Raw genomic sequence first — 14,660 nt, 5'->3', positions numbered from 1 at the left:
ACGATTAGAAGAGCGAACCCTGTTTGGTCGACGGCGGCGTCCGGGGCAACTTGGTCGTGGCTTTGGTGACCGATGTCGCAGACAATTTTGGTCCCGCCTTCGGCCTCGGCGCACGTGACAACGGGACTGCGGGATCTGCGGTCGCCTCAACGGCGTCCGTGTCGATCACCTGAGCGCGAGCTTGCCCATCGGCGAATTCGAGCAGGATGAGCTCGGTCGGGGCGAGAGCCGAGGCTGAGCGCATGGTCTGCCCCGCTGCATCGCGCACCAGCACGAACCCGCGGGCCAGCACACTGCGGTAGCCCAGCCCGGTCAGCAATTGGCTGACCGAAGCGAGCCTCGCGGTGCGGCGCTGGGAGGCAGCCGCCATGGCAAGACGCATGCGCGCGTCGAGACCCGAGACACGAGTCTGCCGGGCGCTAGCCACTTCACGGGCGAGCCGGAGCCGTGCCGCAAAAGCGGCCGCGAGACGGTCGCCGGCCGTTTTCAATCGACGCTGGCGATCCCCGAGCAAGCCGGCCTCGGCTCGCATCATGCGATGCGCCAACGCATCAAGGTGCTGCGCCACGCGCGCCACCCGGGCCCGAGGCGCTTGCGCGGCCAGCCGGCCACCGATGCGAACCAGCAGAATGCGGCGGCGATCTGTCCCGGCCCGGAGGCCACCTGGTAGCCGCGATGCCGCAAGATCGAGCCGCTGCCGGGGGCCGGCCAGAAGATCACCCCCCGATGGCAGCAGGCGGGACAGCCCGTGCAGCGAGAGACGCCGATCCTCGAGCAGTCGCAACATAGCGGCGGTCTGCCGCCCTTCTAGCCGGTCGATCGCGCCCATCAAGTCGAGCAGCACCGGAACGGCGAGTTCGGCCGCCCCCGTGGGTGTCGGCGCACGCAGGTCGGCCACATGGTCGATCAAGGTCCAATCGGTTTCGTGACCGACCGCCGAGATGATCGGGATCGCGCTGGCCGCGACCGCGCGGACGATCGCCTCGTCGTTGAAGCTCCAGAGATCCTCCAGCGATCCCCCGCCCCGTGCCACGATGATAACATGCGGGGCCGGGATGCCGGCGACCTTCAGATCGTTGAAGCCCGCAACCGCCCGCGCGACCTCGGCGGCGCTGGTGTCGCCTTGAACGCGGACCGGCCAAACCACGACATGACGGGGAAACCGGCCGGCGATGCGATGCAGGATGTCGCGGATGACCGCCCCGGTCGGTGAGGTAATGACGCCGATTACGCCCGGCAGGAACGGAATGGGTCGCTTACGGGCGGCATCGAAAAGGCCCTCGGCCGCGAAACGCCGACGTCGCTCTTCCACGGCCGCCATCAGGGCGCCGACGCCGGCCGGCTCCAAGCTCTCGATGATGATCTGGTAGGCGGATTTGCCGGGGAAGGTCGTGATCTTGCCCGAAGCGATGACCTCAAGCCCTTCCTCGGGCTTGATCTTCATCCGGGCGAACGACGTCTTCCAGATCACCGCATCGATGCGGGCCGTATCGTCCTTCAGCGAAAAATAGGCATGGCCGGAGGAATGCGGGCCGCGGTAGTTCGAGATTTCACCGCGCACCCGCACGTAACCGAAACGATCTTCCACGGTTCGCTTCAGCGCGCCCGCGAGCGCGCTCACCGTCATCTCCTGGTCGTTCGGGTTTGCGGTGGCGCGCACCACGCCGTCGTCATCGACCATCGGCAGGCCGGGTGCGGCCGCAAGAGCTCCGGAGGGGCGACGGGAGGATTTCGGCTTCAGCATCGCCTTGTTTTATCGCGACCGCGCGGCGCTGTCTTCCAGGGCTTTGCGGCTCGGGGCTATTCTCCCGGTTGGATCGCCTCACCGAACAGCTCCATGCGTTTTGTAAGCGCCGCCAGACGGGCCAGAACGACGGAGAGGAAGCAGAGGATGAGTCCGCCGACCAGACAGGTGATTTCCACCGCCAATTGAACCTCGGTCGGCGAGCGGCCGGTGCTCCACAGCCCGAGTAAGACGATCATGATGCCACAGACTGCTGCCATGATGGTCATTGCTGGTGATACTCCTGCCGGGGACGCTGATCGCGGTGTGGGAAACATCACGACGTGATGGCGGTTCTTTGGCGTTCGATGTAGGTCCTATCGCATCGCAACACTGCTGGTCGCCGGACGTTCGTCATGATGGTTATCGCCGAGAGGCCGTTTCGTTGAAGGTCCTGCTGCTCGGCTCGGGCGGTCGCGAACATGCTCTGGCGCTGTCGCTGGCGCGTAGCCCGCTGCTCACGCGCCTGTTGATCGCTCCCGGTAATCCAGGCACGGCGGTGTTGGGCCTCAACCTGCCCGTGGATCTTACGGATTCGGCCGCGATCGTAGCGCTGGCGCAACGCGAAACCGTCGATCTTGTCGTGGTCGGCCCCGAAGCGCCGCTCGTCGCCGGTGTGGTGGACCGACTCTCCGACGTCGGGATTTTGGCCTTCGGCCCCTCCCAAGCCGCCGCCGCGCTGGAAGGATCGAAAGGCTTCACCAAGGACCTCTGCCGCGAGGTCGCGATCCCGACCGCCGCCTATGCTCGCTTCGACGACGCCGACGCGGCGCGAGCGTATCTCAGCGATCATCCGCTGCCGGTCGTCATCAAGGCGGATGGGCTGGCGGCCGGCAAGGGCGTCATCATCGCCGAAACCCGGGCCGATGCCGAGGCCGCAATCGACGACATGTTCGGCGGCTCGTTCGGCAGCGCGGGTGCGTCTGTCGTGGTGGAAGCCTTTCTGTCGGGCGAGGAAGTCTCGTTCTTTGCGATCTGCGACGGAACGCGGGCGCTCGGCTTCGGCTCGGCCCAGGATCATAAACGCGTCGGCGATGGCGACACCGGTCCGAATACGGGTGGCATGGGCGCCATCTCGCCGGCGCGGCTGGTCGATGCAGCACTCGAAGCGCGCATCATGGGCGAGATCATCCTGCCGACGCTGCGCGGCATGAGCGAGCGCGGGACGCCATTTCGCGGTGTCCTGTTCGCGGGCCTGATGGTGGAGAACGGCGCGCCGCAGTTGATCGAATATAACGTTCGGCTGGGCGATCCCGAGACGCAAGTCATCCTCCCCCGGCTGCACACCGATCTCCTGCCCCTCATGCTGGCATCCGCGCGCGGCCATCTGCCCGACACGCCTCCCGTGTTCGACGAGGCGACAGCGCTCACGGTGGTGCTGGCCGCCAACGGCTATCCGGCTCACCCGATCAAAGGCACGCGCATCGGTGATCTGACGGCTGCAGAAGCCTGCCCAGGCGTGACGGTATTCCACGCTGGCACGCGACAGGAGGGGGACGCGCTTCTGGCCGATGGCGGTCGCGTGTTGACCGTGACGGCCCTCGGTCGCGACGCAACCGAAGCGCAGGCGCGGGCCTATGCGGCCGTCGATGCGATCGACTGGCCCGGAGGGTTCTGCCGGCGCGACATCGGCTGGCGCGCCGTTCGGCCGGTTACGCTTCTCGATTGAAACGCCCACCGCGCGACGGCATTGCCGCCTGAAAGGAGACGCTGATGCCTGATCTCGCCGACCTCTTCCCCGGTTTCGCCTCACGCACCGTCGCGACCGATGCGGGACGCATCTTCGCGCGGGTCGGCGGCTCCGGCCCCCCGCTCATGCTGCTGCACGGTTTTCCCGAAACCATGGCGATGTGGCACGCGATCGCGCCGGATCTGGCCAAGCATTTCACCGTCGTGGCGATGGACCTTCGCGGCTATGGATGGTCGTCTGTGCCGCGCAGCCAAAATGGCGAAGGCTATGCGAAACGCGTGATGGCCGACGATGTCATCGCCGTGATGGACGATCTTGGCCATGCCCAATTCGCTCTTGCGGGACACGATCGCGGCGCACGGGTCGGCTACCGGCTGGCGCTCGATCACCCCGGCCGGCTGAGCAAGCTCGCGCTGCTCGATATCGAGCCGACCATGGAGGTGTGGCGCCAGATCGAGGCCGGCAGCGGCGACGCTCCCCATTGGACCACGCTTGCGGAACCCGAACCGCGGCCCGAGCAAGCCTTCGGCAAGGACCCGGTTGCCGCGTTCGGCGGCCTGCTGGTCAAGTGGTCGAAGGCCAAATCGCTTGCGGCCTTCGACCCGCGCGCGCTCGACCATTACCGCGCGACCTGGACGGAACCGACGCGCATCCATGCCATGTGCGAGGACTACCGGGCCGGTGCGACGCTCGATCGCGCCGCCGACGAGGCCGATGCGGCAGCCGGTAAGACGATCTCGTGCCCCGTTCATATTCTGGCGAGTTCGGATTACCTGCAGGGACCCGGTAAAGACGCCCCGTTGGATGTCTGGCGGCGCGGATTTGCGCCGCAGGCCACGGGTGAGACGATCGAATCCGGGCATTTCCTCGCCGAGGAGAATGCCGCAGCGACCGGTCAAGCCCTGATGCGCTTCTACTCCGCATGAGAAACGACGAAACACGATCGGTCGCGCCGGCTTTCGTCCGTCCGCCCTGCGGTGTCGCGGTGGCGCTCGGCGGCGGCGGCGCTCGCGGCCTCGCCCATATCGTCGTACTCGAAGCCCTGGACGACCTTGGGGTGCGTCCACTCGTGCTCGCCGGCGCCTCGATGGGCGCGGTGGTGGCGGCCGCCTATGCGGCGGGCATGACGGCGCGCGACATTCGTGCCTTTTCGCTGCGCGTTCTCCGCAATCGACGGCTGCTGCTCGGACGCATGTTGGAGGCCCGCGTCGGACGCTTCACCGATATCCTGAAGCGCGGCTTGGTCAACCCGGTGCTGCTGGACGCGGAACTGCTACTGCCGTCGTTCTGGCCCGACGACATTCCGGCCAATTTCGAGGACCTGCTGCTGCCGCTTCTGGTGGTGACGACCGATTTCAACGCCCGCGCGCAATTGGTGCTGCAATCGGGCGATCTCCGCAGTGCCGTCGCGGGCTCGATGGCGATCCCCGGCATGGTCAAACCGGTTGAGCGCGACGGGCGGGTGCTGGTGGATGGCGGCGTCGTCAATCCCTTGCCATACGAGATGCTGTTCGATCATGCCTCGGTGGTGCTGGCCTGCGATGTGTCGCCGGGTCGGGCCGATGGACAAGGCATCGCGCCGCAGCCCTTCGAGGCCATGCTCGGCGCGACCCAGATCATGCAGGCAGGGCTGACGGCGCGAATGCTGCGCGAACGGCCGCCGCATCTTGTCGTTCATCCGCCGGTCGAACGGTTCCGGTTGCTGGATTTCTTCTATGCGGCGCGTATTCTCGAGGCCGCCGATCCCTGCAAGGACGCCATCAAGCGCGATCTCGCTGCTCTGCTCGAGACGGTTCTCTAAGCCAGCATAGCCAGGAGATCGTCCAGCGTGTCGAGCGTGGCCGGATCGGCGACGCCATCGACCCGCTCGGGGCGGAAATGCAGCTGAAGCGACCGCACGACCGCTTCGGTCGCCGTATCGAATGAGCCGGTGATCGGCAGCCCATATCCAAAGGCCGCGAGCTTGCGTTGGATTGTCTCGACAGGTGCGCCCGCATCGCCGATCCGCAGACATGGACCCGACCGGGCGGGGCGAGGCGGCACCCAGAGGCCGACGCCCGCTTCGGCCAAGGTCGACCAGGGAAAGCGCTCGCCCGGATCCTGCTTGCGCCCTGGCGCGATATCCGAATGCGCCAGCACATTGTCCGGCCGGATCGCGTATCGCGCCACGATATCGCGGCAGAGATCGGTGACGGCGGCGATCTGAGCGGCGGGATAGTCCGGCAAGCCGCCATCATGGCCGGCATTGACGATTTCAATCCCGATCGATGCGGAGTTGAGGTCGGTCAGCCCGCGCCAAGCGGAGCGACCCGCGTGCCAGGCGCGCCGATCTTCCGCCACGAGTTGCAGGATGCCGCCATCCTGCTCGACTACATAATGGCAAGACACTTGGGAGACTGGGTTGCACAGCCAAGCGAGCGCCGACGTACCGTCCGGCATGCCCGTGTAGTGCAGAACGAGGATAGTCGGGACGGCACCTAGCCGCTCGCCGTGGTTCGGCGATGCCATGATGGTGAGGGGAAGACGTGTGCCAGGCTGTGACACGGTGGGACCCGGAGGCGTCGCATCGGACGACATGACGCCTCCGTCGATCTCAGTAGCCGTAGTAGCGCAGGCAAACCGGGTTGCCATATTCATCGAAGCCACGACGCGCGCAGGCGGGCGGCGGCGGGGGAGCGGCGTAATAATAGCCCGGACGCGGTGGCGGCGGCGTCGCGGCCGCGCCGAGGATCGCGCCTGTGCCAGCGCCGATGGCTGCGCCCGCAAGCGCGCCACCGGGACGACCCGACGCCAAGCCACCGATCAACGCGCCGGTCGCACCGCCAAGCACAGCGCCGCCGGCAGCATTCTGGCCCTGCGGGGTCGCACATCCCGACATGGCCAAGGCCGACGCTAGCGCGCCAGCCAATAGAACAGTCCTTTTCAAGCTTCGCTCCTCCTGGTTCGACCATCGCAGCAACATTTTGCGTCAATCGGTCCGATTCACCCCTTCTGCATGCCTACAGCAAACAGCAGAGGGCGAAAAGGCGACACCACTGTAAAAAGACAGGAAAACGGCCAATCACAAGCATCGTCGCGCCACTGCACAATCTTGCGTGCTGGGTCAAGCCCAATATTACCGCAGAAGCGGGTCGGATCGACGCTTGGTCCTTCCGATCATCACTGTTGTATTTTAGCGACGACTGATCAGCAAGCGACCATACAGCAGATCGATTTCTCGAATCAGGTCGGCTGCCTGAAAGATGACATTTTTCCGACAAGATGCGCCGAAAGGAGAAAGGCCAGTATGAATGGCCCAGAAGGGAATATTGGTTGAAATTGCATCAAAGCATCATGGTCGGCCTTCTCGCCGCGATCGTTTTCGGGAATGTCGCTTCAGCCGAAGAAGCCGCTACATCGCAGGCAAACCAGGCCCATGAAGACCCTGCCCCGACCCTCGAGGCTCTGGTGGCGCAACATGCGCATGATAATGGTATTCCGGTCGGGCTCGCGCGAGCCGTGATCCGCATCGAGAGCCGCGGCAACCCCCGCGCGCGCAACCACGGCGCCATGGGATTGATGCAGATCAAGACCGACACGGCGCGCCGCCATGGCTTCGGGGGGAGCGCCAACGGCCTTCTCTCGGCCGATACCAACCTTCGCTACGGCATGAAGGTGCTGGCCGAGGCCTATCGCGCGTCCGGCGGCGACGTGTGCCGCACGCTCGCCTATTACCAAAGCGGCCATCGCGTTCACCGCTTCAACGCAGCGCAGCGCTCCTACTGCAGCAAGGCGCGGTCGATCATGGCCCGCGCCTGATCCGTTCGATTTGCCTTTCCGAGCGTGAGCGCCTAGAGCCCGACCTGCCAGTCGGCTGGACGGCCGTCGCCTTCGGGCGGAGGAAAGTCCGGGCTCCACGGAGAAACGGTGCCGGATAACGTCCGGCGGGGGTGACCCTAGGGAAAGCGCCACAGAGAGAAGACCGCCCGGTACGAGGTTCGCTTCGGATCCGGGTAAGGGTGAAAGGGTGCGGTAAGAGCGCACCGCATCGGCGGTAACGTCGATGGCATGGCAAGCCCCACCGGGAGCAAAACCGAATAGGGACGACATGGGATCAGCAATGATCCCACCCGTCTCCGGGACGTCGTCCGGGTTGGTTGCTTGAGGCGGCCGGCAACGGTCGCACCAGAGGAATGGTCGTCACGCGGGAAGCTTCGGCAGCCCGCCCTACAGAACCCGGCTTATAGGCCGACTGGCATTCGCGCCCCGGGGATATCGCCTTCGCTGCGGCACCGGCGCGGCGGCTTCGCTCCCCCGGCCGCGAAACCCCGGTTTTCGCGAAAAATAATTTGCCCGCCGCCGAGCCCGATGATGGCATTTTCGGGGCCGTTGCCGCGCGCAACACTCTCTTAACCTTAACGCTTTCTAATGACCGGGAGGCTGCTGCGTCGCGTCGGACGTCGCTGCCGTTTTATTGACGCCCATATGGTCCCATGATATCCCAAATCATCCCGTCCAGCGTAGGGTTTTCCGGTTCGGATGCAGCGTTCCACCCGCCGGTGGAGCAAAGCCTTCCGACTGGTTTGTCGCGACGTTTGGAATGGGGTGGGCTCTGGGGGGACGGTGGATCGTTTTGTCTCGAATTTCACCAACAAGCTGGACGCAAAGGGTCGCGTATCGATTCCCGCATCGTTCAGGGCAGTGGTGGCTCGAGACGGGTTCGAGGGATTATATGTCCACCCTTCGCTCGACCTTCCGACGCTCGACTGCGGGGGGCAGGCTTTGCTGAATCAGATCGACGCCATGATCGAACCGCTCTCGCCCTTTTCGGCGGACCGCGATGCGATCGCCATGACGCTGCTGGGCGAAAGCGACATCCTGAAGATCGATGCCGAAGGGCGCATCAGCCTCACCGAGGCGCTCAAGGAGCATGCCGGCATCACGACCGAAGTGACCTTCGTGGGCGCCGGCCAGAAGTTTCAAATTTGGGAGCCGAACAGTTTCCGTACGCGCCTGCTGGAGGCCAGACAGCAGACCCGCGCGTTGCGGCAGCAATACGGTTCTCGACCCGCGACGATGGATGGTCCATCGTCGTCGCCTCCAGGAGCACGGGAATGATGTCGGGTCGCGGCGATGGACCTGTCCTCGCCGCAGGCGGATCGGTTCGACATCTTCCTGTGCTCCGCGGAGAGGCTCTCGGTAGCCTCGCGCTCCGCGATGGCGGCCTCTATCTCGACGGAACCTTCGGGGCCGGCGGCTACACCAGCGCCATTCTCGATCATGCCGGCACGCGCGTCATCGCGATCGATCGCGATCCAAGCGCGATCGCGGGCGGCGCCGCGCTCGTCAAAGCCGCGAACGGCCGGCTCACCTTGCGTGAGGCGCGGTTCGGCAATCTCGACACCGTCGTCGGCGAGCTTGGCCTCGGGCCGCTCGATGGCGTCGTGCTCGACATCGGCGTCTCGTCGATGCAGATCGACGAGGAACAGCGCGGCTTCTCGTTCCGCTTCGACGGCCCGCTCGACATGCGGATGGAGAAGCGTGGCGACAGCGCCGCCGACATCGTCAACACGGCCGATGAAGAAAGCCTCGCCAACATCCTCTTTTACTTCGGCGAAGAGCGCGCCTCGCGCCGCATCGCCCGCGCCATCGTGCATGATCGCGCCATCATGCCCTTCACCCGCACGAAGCCTCTCGCCGACATGATCGCGCGCGTCGCGCCGCTTGGCCCGCGCGATATCCACCCCGCCACACGCACGTTTCAGGCCCTCCGCATCGCGGTTAACGACGAATTAGGTGAACTGGTGCGTGGATTGACGGCGGCCGAGCAGGTTCTCGCGCCAGGCGGTCGTCTCGCGGTCGTCACCTTCCATTCGCTCGAGGACCGCATCGTCAAGCGCTTCTTCGCGGCCCGTTCCGGGCGTGGCGGCGGCGAGACCCGGTCGCGTCATCTGCCGGGCGAGCCCGAAGCCGTGGTGCCGACGTTCACGCTCGAGGGACGCCAGCATATCGGCCCCTCGCCCGAAGAGGTCGCCACGAACCCACGCTCCCGCTCGGCCAAGCTCAGGGTCGGCACCCGCACCGACGCGCCGGTCGGAGCCCTCGATCCGCGCTGGCTCGATCTTGCCCGGCTCCCCACCGTTCAGAACAGGCGGTAGCCATGTGGCGCTTCGTCAACATTCTCGCGGTCACGATCCTGGTGGCGTCTGCGGGCTACGCCTATTCGATCAAATACGAGACGATCCTGTTCGCCGAACAAATCATCAAGGCCAAGCACCAGATCGCCGACCAGCAAGATGCAATCGCCCGATTGCACGCCGAATGGGCGCTGCTGACCCGTCCGGAGCGACTGCAGGCCTTGGCCGAACAGCACACGAACCTTCGGATGCTGTCGCTTGACCAGATCGTGCAACTGTCCGAACTCCCCGACCGGCCGCCAAAGGTCGACACGATCGGCCGAAAGCTCGACTCGCTCGGCTTGGCCGAGCCGACCAACACGCCGCAGGATCGCCGCGCAGGCGGCAGCGTCGCGACTCCCTCCTCGGCGAGATAAGTCATGGCTGAATCGAACGTCGACTTCATCGAACCGGATCCCGCCGGGGCACCGAAGAGCCGCATGGCGCAGTTTCTCGCCGACGTCATGCGAACGCGGCTCGACAAAAGCAGCTCGCGCCTACGCCTCGTCGCGATCGGCTTCATCATGGTGTTCGGCCTGATTTCGGGCAAGCTGGTGCTGCTTGGCTTCAAGCCAGACAATTCGCAAAGCCTGAAGGGTGCGGCCGCAGAGGCCGTCTCAGGCGCCCGGCCTGACATTCTCGACCGCAACGGCGCCGTGATGGCGACCGACATCAAGACCATGTCGGTCTTCGCCGAACCGCGCCGCATCATCGACAAGGACGAGGCCGTCGAACTGCTGACGGCCGTGCTGCCGGATGTCGACGCGCACGACCTGCGGGACCGGCTTGGCTCGCGCAAAGGGTTCGTTTGGGTGAAACGCGGCATCACGCCGAGCCAGCAGGCGGAGGTTTATCACCTCGGCCTGCCCGGCATCGGCTTCCTGCCGGAGAATCGTCGCGTCTACCCGAATGGGCCGATCGCGGCGCATGTTCTCGGCTTCGCCAACCTCGACAATCAGGGCATCGCCGGTATCGAGAAATATATCGACGGACAAGGTTTGGCCGACCTGCACGGCGCCGGCTTCAAACTATCGTCCGACGACCTCAAGCCCATCACGCTGTCGATCGACCTCAACGCCACCCATGCGATGCGCGACGAACTCGCCAAGGGCATCGAGCATTTCAAGGCGAAATCCGGCGCAGCCGCGATCATGAACGTCAACACCGGCGAGATGATCGCTTTCGCGTCCCTGCCCGACTACGACCCCAATAATCCAGCCGAAGCGCTCAACCTCGATCCAAATCACATCAACCATCTCACGGTCGGCGTTTACGAGATGGGGTCGACCTTCAAGGCGATCTCGATCGCGATGGCGCTCGAGGCCAACAAGGTCACGCTGAACTCGAAGCTCGATGCGCGTGACAGCCTGCGTTACGGGCGCTTCACCATCCACGACTTCCACAACGAAGGACGGTTTCTGACCGTACCGGAAGTCTTCAAATACTCATCCAACGTGGGCACAGCCCGCATGGCCATGCTGGTCGGGATCGAGGGCCATCAGGCGTTTCTGAAAAAGATGGGCCAATTCGACCGGCTGCGGACCGAATTGCCCGAAAATGCCATGCCGCTGATCCCGAAGCCCTGGAGCGAGCTCAACACCATCACGGCCGCCTTCGGCCAGGGTCTCAACGTGGCCCCGTTGCAGGCCATGATGGCGGTGGCGGGCCTCGTCAACGGTGGCTACCTCATCAAGCCGACCTTCCTGCGCCGCGATTCGGACGACGTCCGGACGCAATATCCGCGCGTGGTGCGGCCCGAAGTGTCGGAAGAGCTACGCTACCTGATGCGCCTCAATGCTGCCGTGGGTTCGGCCAAGAAGATCAACATCCCGGGCTACTTCGCCGGCGGTAAGACCGGGACGGCCGATAAGATCATCCATGGCCGTTACGCCAAGGACAAGGTGTTCACCACGTTCATGTCGATCATGCCGGCCGATAAGCCCAAATACCTTTTCCTCGTCCTGATGGACGATCCGCAGGCTGTGCCGGGGACCTATGGCTTCCACACGGCCGCCTGGAACTCGGGCGAAGTCTGCGGGAAGATCATGGCTCGCGTCGCGCCCATTCTCGACATGCCGCCGAACTTCGTGCTGCCGCAGCAGCCCTTCCCTTATGTGGCGAAGCTCGGCATCGGCCTCGCAGACGTGATGCAGCCGTGAGGCTCGACGCGCTCTTGCCCGGAACGGCCGGTCGGCCCGACTCTGCGGCGATGGACATCGCGGCTTTGGCGTCGGACAGCCGCGCCGTCGTGCCGGGCACGTTGTTCTTCGCCGTTCCTGGAACCCGGCAGGATGGATCGGCTTTCATTCCGCAAGCGATCCAGCGCGGGGCCGTCGCCATCGTGATGGAAACCGGCGCGGCGCCGGTCACGTCCGCCGTGCCGCTCATCGAGGTTCCCGACATCCGCGTCGCGCTCGCTACGGCTGCGGCCGCCTTCACGCCCGGCCAGCCCGGCACCATCGTGGCCGTCACGGGCACCAGCGGCAAAACCTCCGTCACCGCCTTTCTACGCCAGATGTGGACGATCCTCGGCCAGCAGGCAGCCTCTCTCGGCACCATCGGGGTCGTGGCTCCGAGCGGCGCGGTCTATGGCTCGCTGACCACACCCGATCCGATCACGCTCCATGCGACGCTCGACAAACTCGGCCGCGAGGGCGTCACCCATCTCGCGGTCGAAGCCTCCTCGCACGGGCTCGACCAGCATCGGCTGGACGGGCTGCGGCTCGCGGCGGGCGGCTTTACCAACCTGTCGCACGATCACCTCGATTATCACGCCGACCTCGCCGATTATCTCCGGGCCAAGCTCCGCTTGTTCGACACGCTGCTGCCGGCCGGTGGCGCCGCCGTTATCGACGCGGACAGTGATGTCGCGCCAACCGTTATCGCGGCGGCGCAGGCACGCGGCTTGCGGGTGTGGACCACGGGCCGCGCTGGCCATGACCTTCGCTTGATCTCGGCCGAACCCGAGGGATTCGACACACGGTTGAGCGTCGAACATGCCGGTCACACCTTCGCTGTTCGGCTGCCGCTCGCCGGCGCGTTTCAGGTCGCCAACGCCCTGCTGGCGGCGGGCCTCTGCCTTGCCACGGGCAGCGAGCCCGAGGCGGTTTTCGGAAGCCTCGAACGGCTCGAGGGCGCGCCGGGCCGTCTCGAACGGGTCGGCAGCCACAAGGGCGCGCCGATCTTCGTCGACTATGCCCATAAGCCGGACGCGCTCGACAAAATACTCGAGACGCTGCGTCCCTATGCGCGCGGCCGCTTGACGGTCGTGTTCGGCTGCGGCGGCGATCGTGACGCGGCCAAGCGTCCCTTGATGGGCGCCATCGCGGTGCGGCGTGCCGATCGCGTCATCGTGACGGACGACAATCCCCGCTCGGAAGATCCGGCCGCCATCCGGCACGCCATCCTGGCAGCCGCGCCGGACGCGATCGAAATTGCCGATCGTGGCGCGGCGATCCGCATGGCCGTTGCGGACCTCTGCGACGGTGACGTGTTGGTGGTGGCCGGCAAAGGACACGAGACCGGCCAGATCGTCGGCGGAACCGTGCTGCCCTTTTCGGACCACGAAACCGTTCTGGCCGCCATCGCGGAGGCTCAACGATGACGCGCGATAAGCTCTGGTCCGGCTTCGGCCTCGTCACGCCGCTCGACGCACGCGTCGCCGGCCCCATCCCGACCGGTATTTCGGGCGTTTCGATCGACACTCGCACGATCGAGCCCGGTGATCTCTTCGTCGCCATCAAGGGCGACGCCAGCGATGGGCACAACCATGTCGCGACAGCCTTTGAAAAAGGTGCTGCAGCCGCCGTGGTCGATGAGAGCCACTACGATATGGAGCGTGGGCGCGGCTCACTTTATATCGTGACCGACACGCTGAAAGCCATGCAGAGCCTCGGCCGCGCGGCCCGCGCCAGAACCGACGCCAAAATCGTCGCGGTGACCGGCTCGGTCGGCAAGACCGGCACCAAGGAAGCGCTGCGCCTCGTGCTCAGCGGCGCCGGTGAGACCCACGCCTCGGCAGCATCCTACAACAACCATTGGGGCGTGCCCCTGACGCTGGCGCGCATGCCGCGAGCGACGCAATTTGGCGTGTTCGAGATCGGCATGAACCATGCGGGCGAGATCGAACCGCTGACCGCGATGGTCAAGCCGCATGTCGCCATCATCACGACGGTGGCGCCCGTCCATCTCGAGTTTTTCCGCTCGGTCTCCGAGATCGCCGACGCCAAAGCCGAGATCTTTTCCGGCCTTCAGCCGGGCGGCACCGCGATCATCAATCGGGACATCGACACGTTTTATCGTTTGCTGACCCGCGCCGAAGCCTCGCCGGCGGCTCGCGTGCTGACCTTCGGCGAGCATCCGGAGGCGGATGCACGCCTCGATTCGCTGACGCCGGAGCTCAATGGATCGAGCGTTCAGGCGACCATCCACGGCAGGCCGGTCCACTTCCGACTCGGCGCGCCGGGGCGTCACCTCGCCATGAACGCGCTGGCGGTTCTGCTCGCAGCGGCCGAGGTCGGCATCGATCCCTTCTTCGCCAGCTTGGCGCTTGCGGCCTATTCGGCCGGGCCGGGACGTGGCGAACGCACGATCCTGCAGACCGAGGCGGGCCCCATCACGCTCATCGACGAAAGCTATAATGCCAACCCGGCCTCGATGCGGGCCGCACTCGCGCTCCTCGGCTCAACGCCGGTCGGCGACGGCGGGCGCCGCATCGCGGTTCTGGGCGACATGCGCGAACTTGGGCCGGATGCGCCGGCCTTGCACGAAGCGCTCGCCGGCGAGGTGCAGGCACAGTCGGTCGATCTTCTGTTCGCGGCCGGCCCCCTCACGCGCCCGCTTTATGATGCTGTGCCATCCGCCACCCGAGGGTTGTGGGCCGAGCAATCGACGGCTATCCAGGCGCCCTTGGCGGCTGCCCTCCGGGCGGGCGACGTGGTCATGGTGAAAGGCTCCAACGGCAGCAAAATGGGGCCGCTCGTCGCCGCGCTGAAAAGCCAATTCGCACCCCGCTCCGGCGAGGTTTGAGGAT

The 14,660-nt window shown here is 65.6% G+C and carries 14 protein-coding genes and 1 other RNA gene; 11 read left to right on the top strand and 4 right to left on the bottom strand.

Going from position 1 to position 14,660, the window contains the following annotated elements; genetic code table 11:
* Window positions 1–4 precede the first annotated feature (4 nt).
* Together xseA and EY713_RS13835 are read right to left on the bottom strand one after the other, a co-directional pair.
* Entirely contained in the window at window positions 5–1,681 is a 1,677-nt protein-coding gene (gene xseA / locus EY713_RS13840; protein WP_131119724.1) for an exodeoxyribonuclease VII large subunit, read from the bottom strand.
* 119 nt (window positions 1,682–1,800) lie between these two features.
* On the bottom strand, window positions 1,801–2,013 hold the full coding sequence (locus EY713_RS13835; protein ID WP_131115740.1) for a hypothetical protein: 213 nt from the start codon (window positions 2,011–2,013) through the stop codon (window positions 1,801–1,803).
* Window positions 2,014–2,168: 155 nt separating this feature from the next.
* Between EY713_RS13835 and purD the strand changes: the two genes are divergently transcribed.
* Genes purD through EY713_RS13820 form a run of 3 tightly spaced genes read left to right on the top strand, consistent with a single transcriptional unit; the run spans window position 2,169 to window position 5,274 of the window.
* Window positions 2,169–3,452 carry a phosphoribosylamine--glycine ligase gene (gene purD, locus EY713_RS13830; RefSeq protein WP_131115738.1) on the top strand — a complete coding sequence of 428 codons (1,284 nt, stop codon included), beginning with the start codon at window positions 2,169–2,171 and terminating at the stop codon, window positions 3,450–3,452.
* 44 nt (window positions 3,453–3,496) lie between these two features.
* A complete protein-coding gene (locus tag EY713_RS13825; protein WP_131115736.1) occupies window positions 3,497–4,399 on the top strand; it encodes an alpha/beta fold hydrolase in 903 nt (300 codons plus the stop codon).
* Window positions 4,396–5,274 carry a patatin-like phospholipase family protein gene (locus EY713_RS13820; RefSeq protein ID WP_131115734.1) on the top strand — a complete coding sequence of 293 codons (879 nt, stop codon included), beginning with the start codon at window positions 4,396–4,398 and terminating at the stop codon, window positions 5,272–5,274. The genes EY713_RS13825 and EY713_RS13820 overlap by 4 nt, the downstream gene beginning before the upstream one ends.
* On the opposite strand, the gene EY713_RS13815 is transcribed toward EY713_RS13820, so the two are convergent.
* Window positions 5,271–6,050 (bottom strand): N-acetylmuramoyl-L-alanine amidase, encoded by a 780-nt coding sequence (locus tag EY713_RS13815; protein ID WP_165491136.1) that lies wholly within the window; start codon window positions 6,048–6,050, stop codon window positions 5,271–5,273. The genes EY713_RS13820 and EY713_RS13815 overlap by 4 nt on opposite strands.
* Before the next feature lie 16 nt (window positions 6,051–6,066).
* Entirely contained in the window at window positions 6,067–6,399 is a 333-nt protein-coding gene (locus EY713_RS13810; RefSeq protein WP_131115733.1) for a glycine zipper domain-containing protein, read from the bottom strand.
* Window positions 6,400–6,785: 386 nt separating this feature from the next.
* Here EY713_RS13810 and EY713_RS13805 point away from each other — a divergent pair, with 386 nt between their 5' ends.
* From EY713_RS13805 to EY713_RS13770, 8 genes are all read left to right on the top strand, one after another.
* Window positions 6,786–7,271: a lytic transglycosylase domain-containing protein gene (locus EY713_RS13805; RefSeq protein WP_165491135.1), complete on the top strand. Its 486-nt coding sequence runs from the start codon at window positions 6,786–6,788 to the stop codon at window positions 7,269–7,271.
* 47 nt (window positions 7,272–7,318) lie between these two features.
* Window positions 7,319–7,712: RNase P RNA component class A (gene rnpB / locus EY713_RS13800), an RNA gene on the top strand.
* 363 nt (window positions 7,713–8,075) lie between these two features.
* The gene (gene mraZ / locus EY713_RS13795) at window positions 8,076–8,570 is read left to right on the top strand and encodes a division/cell wall cluster transcriptional repressor MraZ (protein ID WP_131115729.1); all 495 of its coding nucleotides are present in this window, start codon (window positions 8,076–8,078) and stop codon (window positions 8,568–8,570) included.
* On the top strand, window positions 8,567–9,610 hold the full coding sequence (gene rsmH, locus EY713_RS13790; RefSeq protein ID WP_131115727.1) for a 16S rRNA (cytosine(1402)-N(4))-methyltransferase RsmH: 1,044 nt from the start codon (window positions 8,567–8,569) through the stop codon (window positions 9,608–9,610). Before mraZ ends, rsmH begins: the two co-directional genes overlap by 4 nt.
* A 2-nt stretch (window positions 9,611–9,612) precedes the next feature.
* Entirely contained in the window at window positions 9,613–10,005 is a 393-nt protein-coding gene (gene ftsL / locus EY713_RS13785) for a cell division protein FtsL (protein WP_131115725.1), read from the top strand.
* A gap of 3 nt (window positions 10,006–10,008) precedes the next feature.
* Window positions 10,009–11,787, top strand: coding sequence for a peptidoglycan D,D-transpeptidase FtsI family protein (locus EY713_RS13780; RefSeq protein WP_131115723.1), 1,779 nt, complete (start codon window positions 10,009–10,011; stop codon window positions 11,785–11,787).
* Between the two features lie 50 nt (window positions 11,788–11,837).
* The gene (locus EY713_RS13775) at window positions 11,838–13,232 is read left to right on the top strand and encodes a UDP-N-acetylmuramoyl-L-alanyl-D-glutamate--2,6-diaminopimelate ligase (protein WP_245573013.1); all 1,395 of its coding nucleotides are present in this window, start codon (window positions 11,838–11,840) and stop codon (window positions 13,230–13,232) included.
* Window positions 13,229–14,656, top strand: coding sequence for a UDP-N-acetylmuramoylalanyl-D-glutamyl-2,6-diaminopimelate--D-alanyl-D-alanine ligase (locus EY713_RS13770; protein ID WP_131115719.1), 1,428 nt, complete (start codon window positions 13,229–13,231; stop codon window positions 14,654–14,656). The genes EY713_RS13775 and EY713_RS13770 overlap by 4 nt, the downstream gene beginning before the upstream one ends.
* Window positions 14,657–14,660 lie beyond the last annotated feature (4 nt).

It is taken from the genome of Lichenihabitans psoromatis, assembly GCF_004323635.1.
Taxonomy (GTDB): domain Bacteria; phylum Pseudomonadota; class Alphaproteobacteria; order Rhizobiales; family Beijerinckiaceae; genus Lichenihabitans; species Lichenihabitans psoromatis.
Note: the sequence above shows the minus strand (reverse complement) of the source record. Positions and strands in the feature narration are given on the sequence as shown.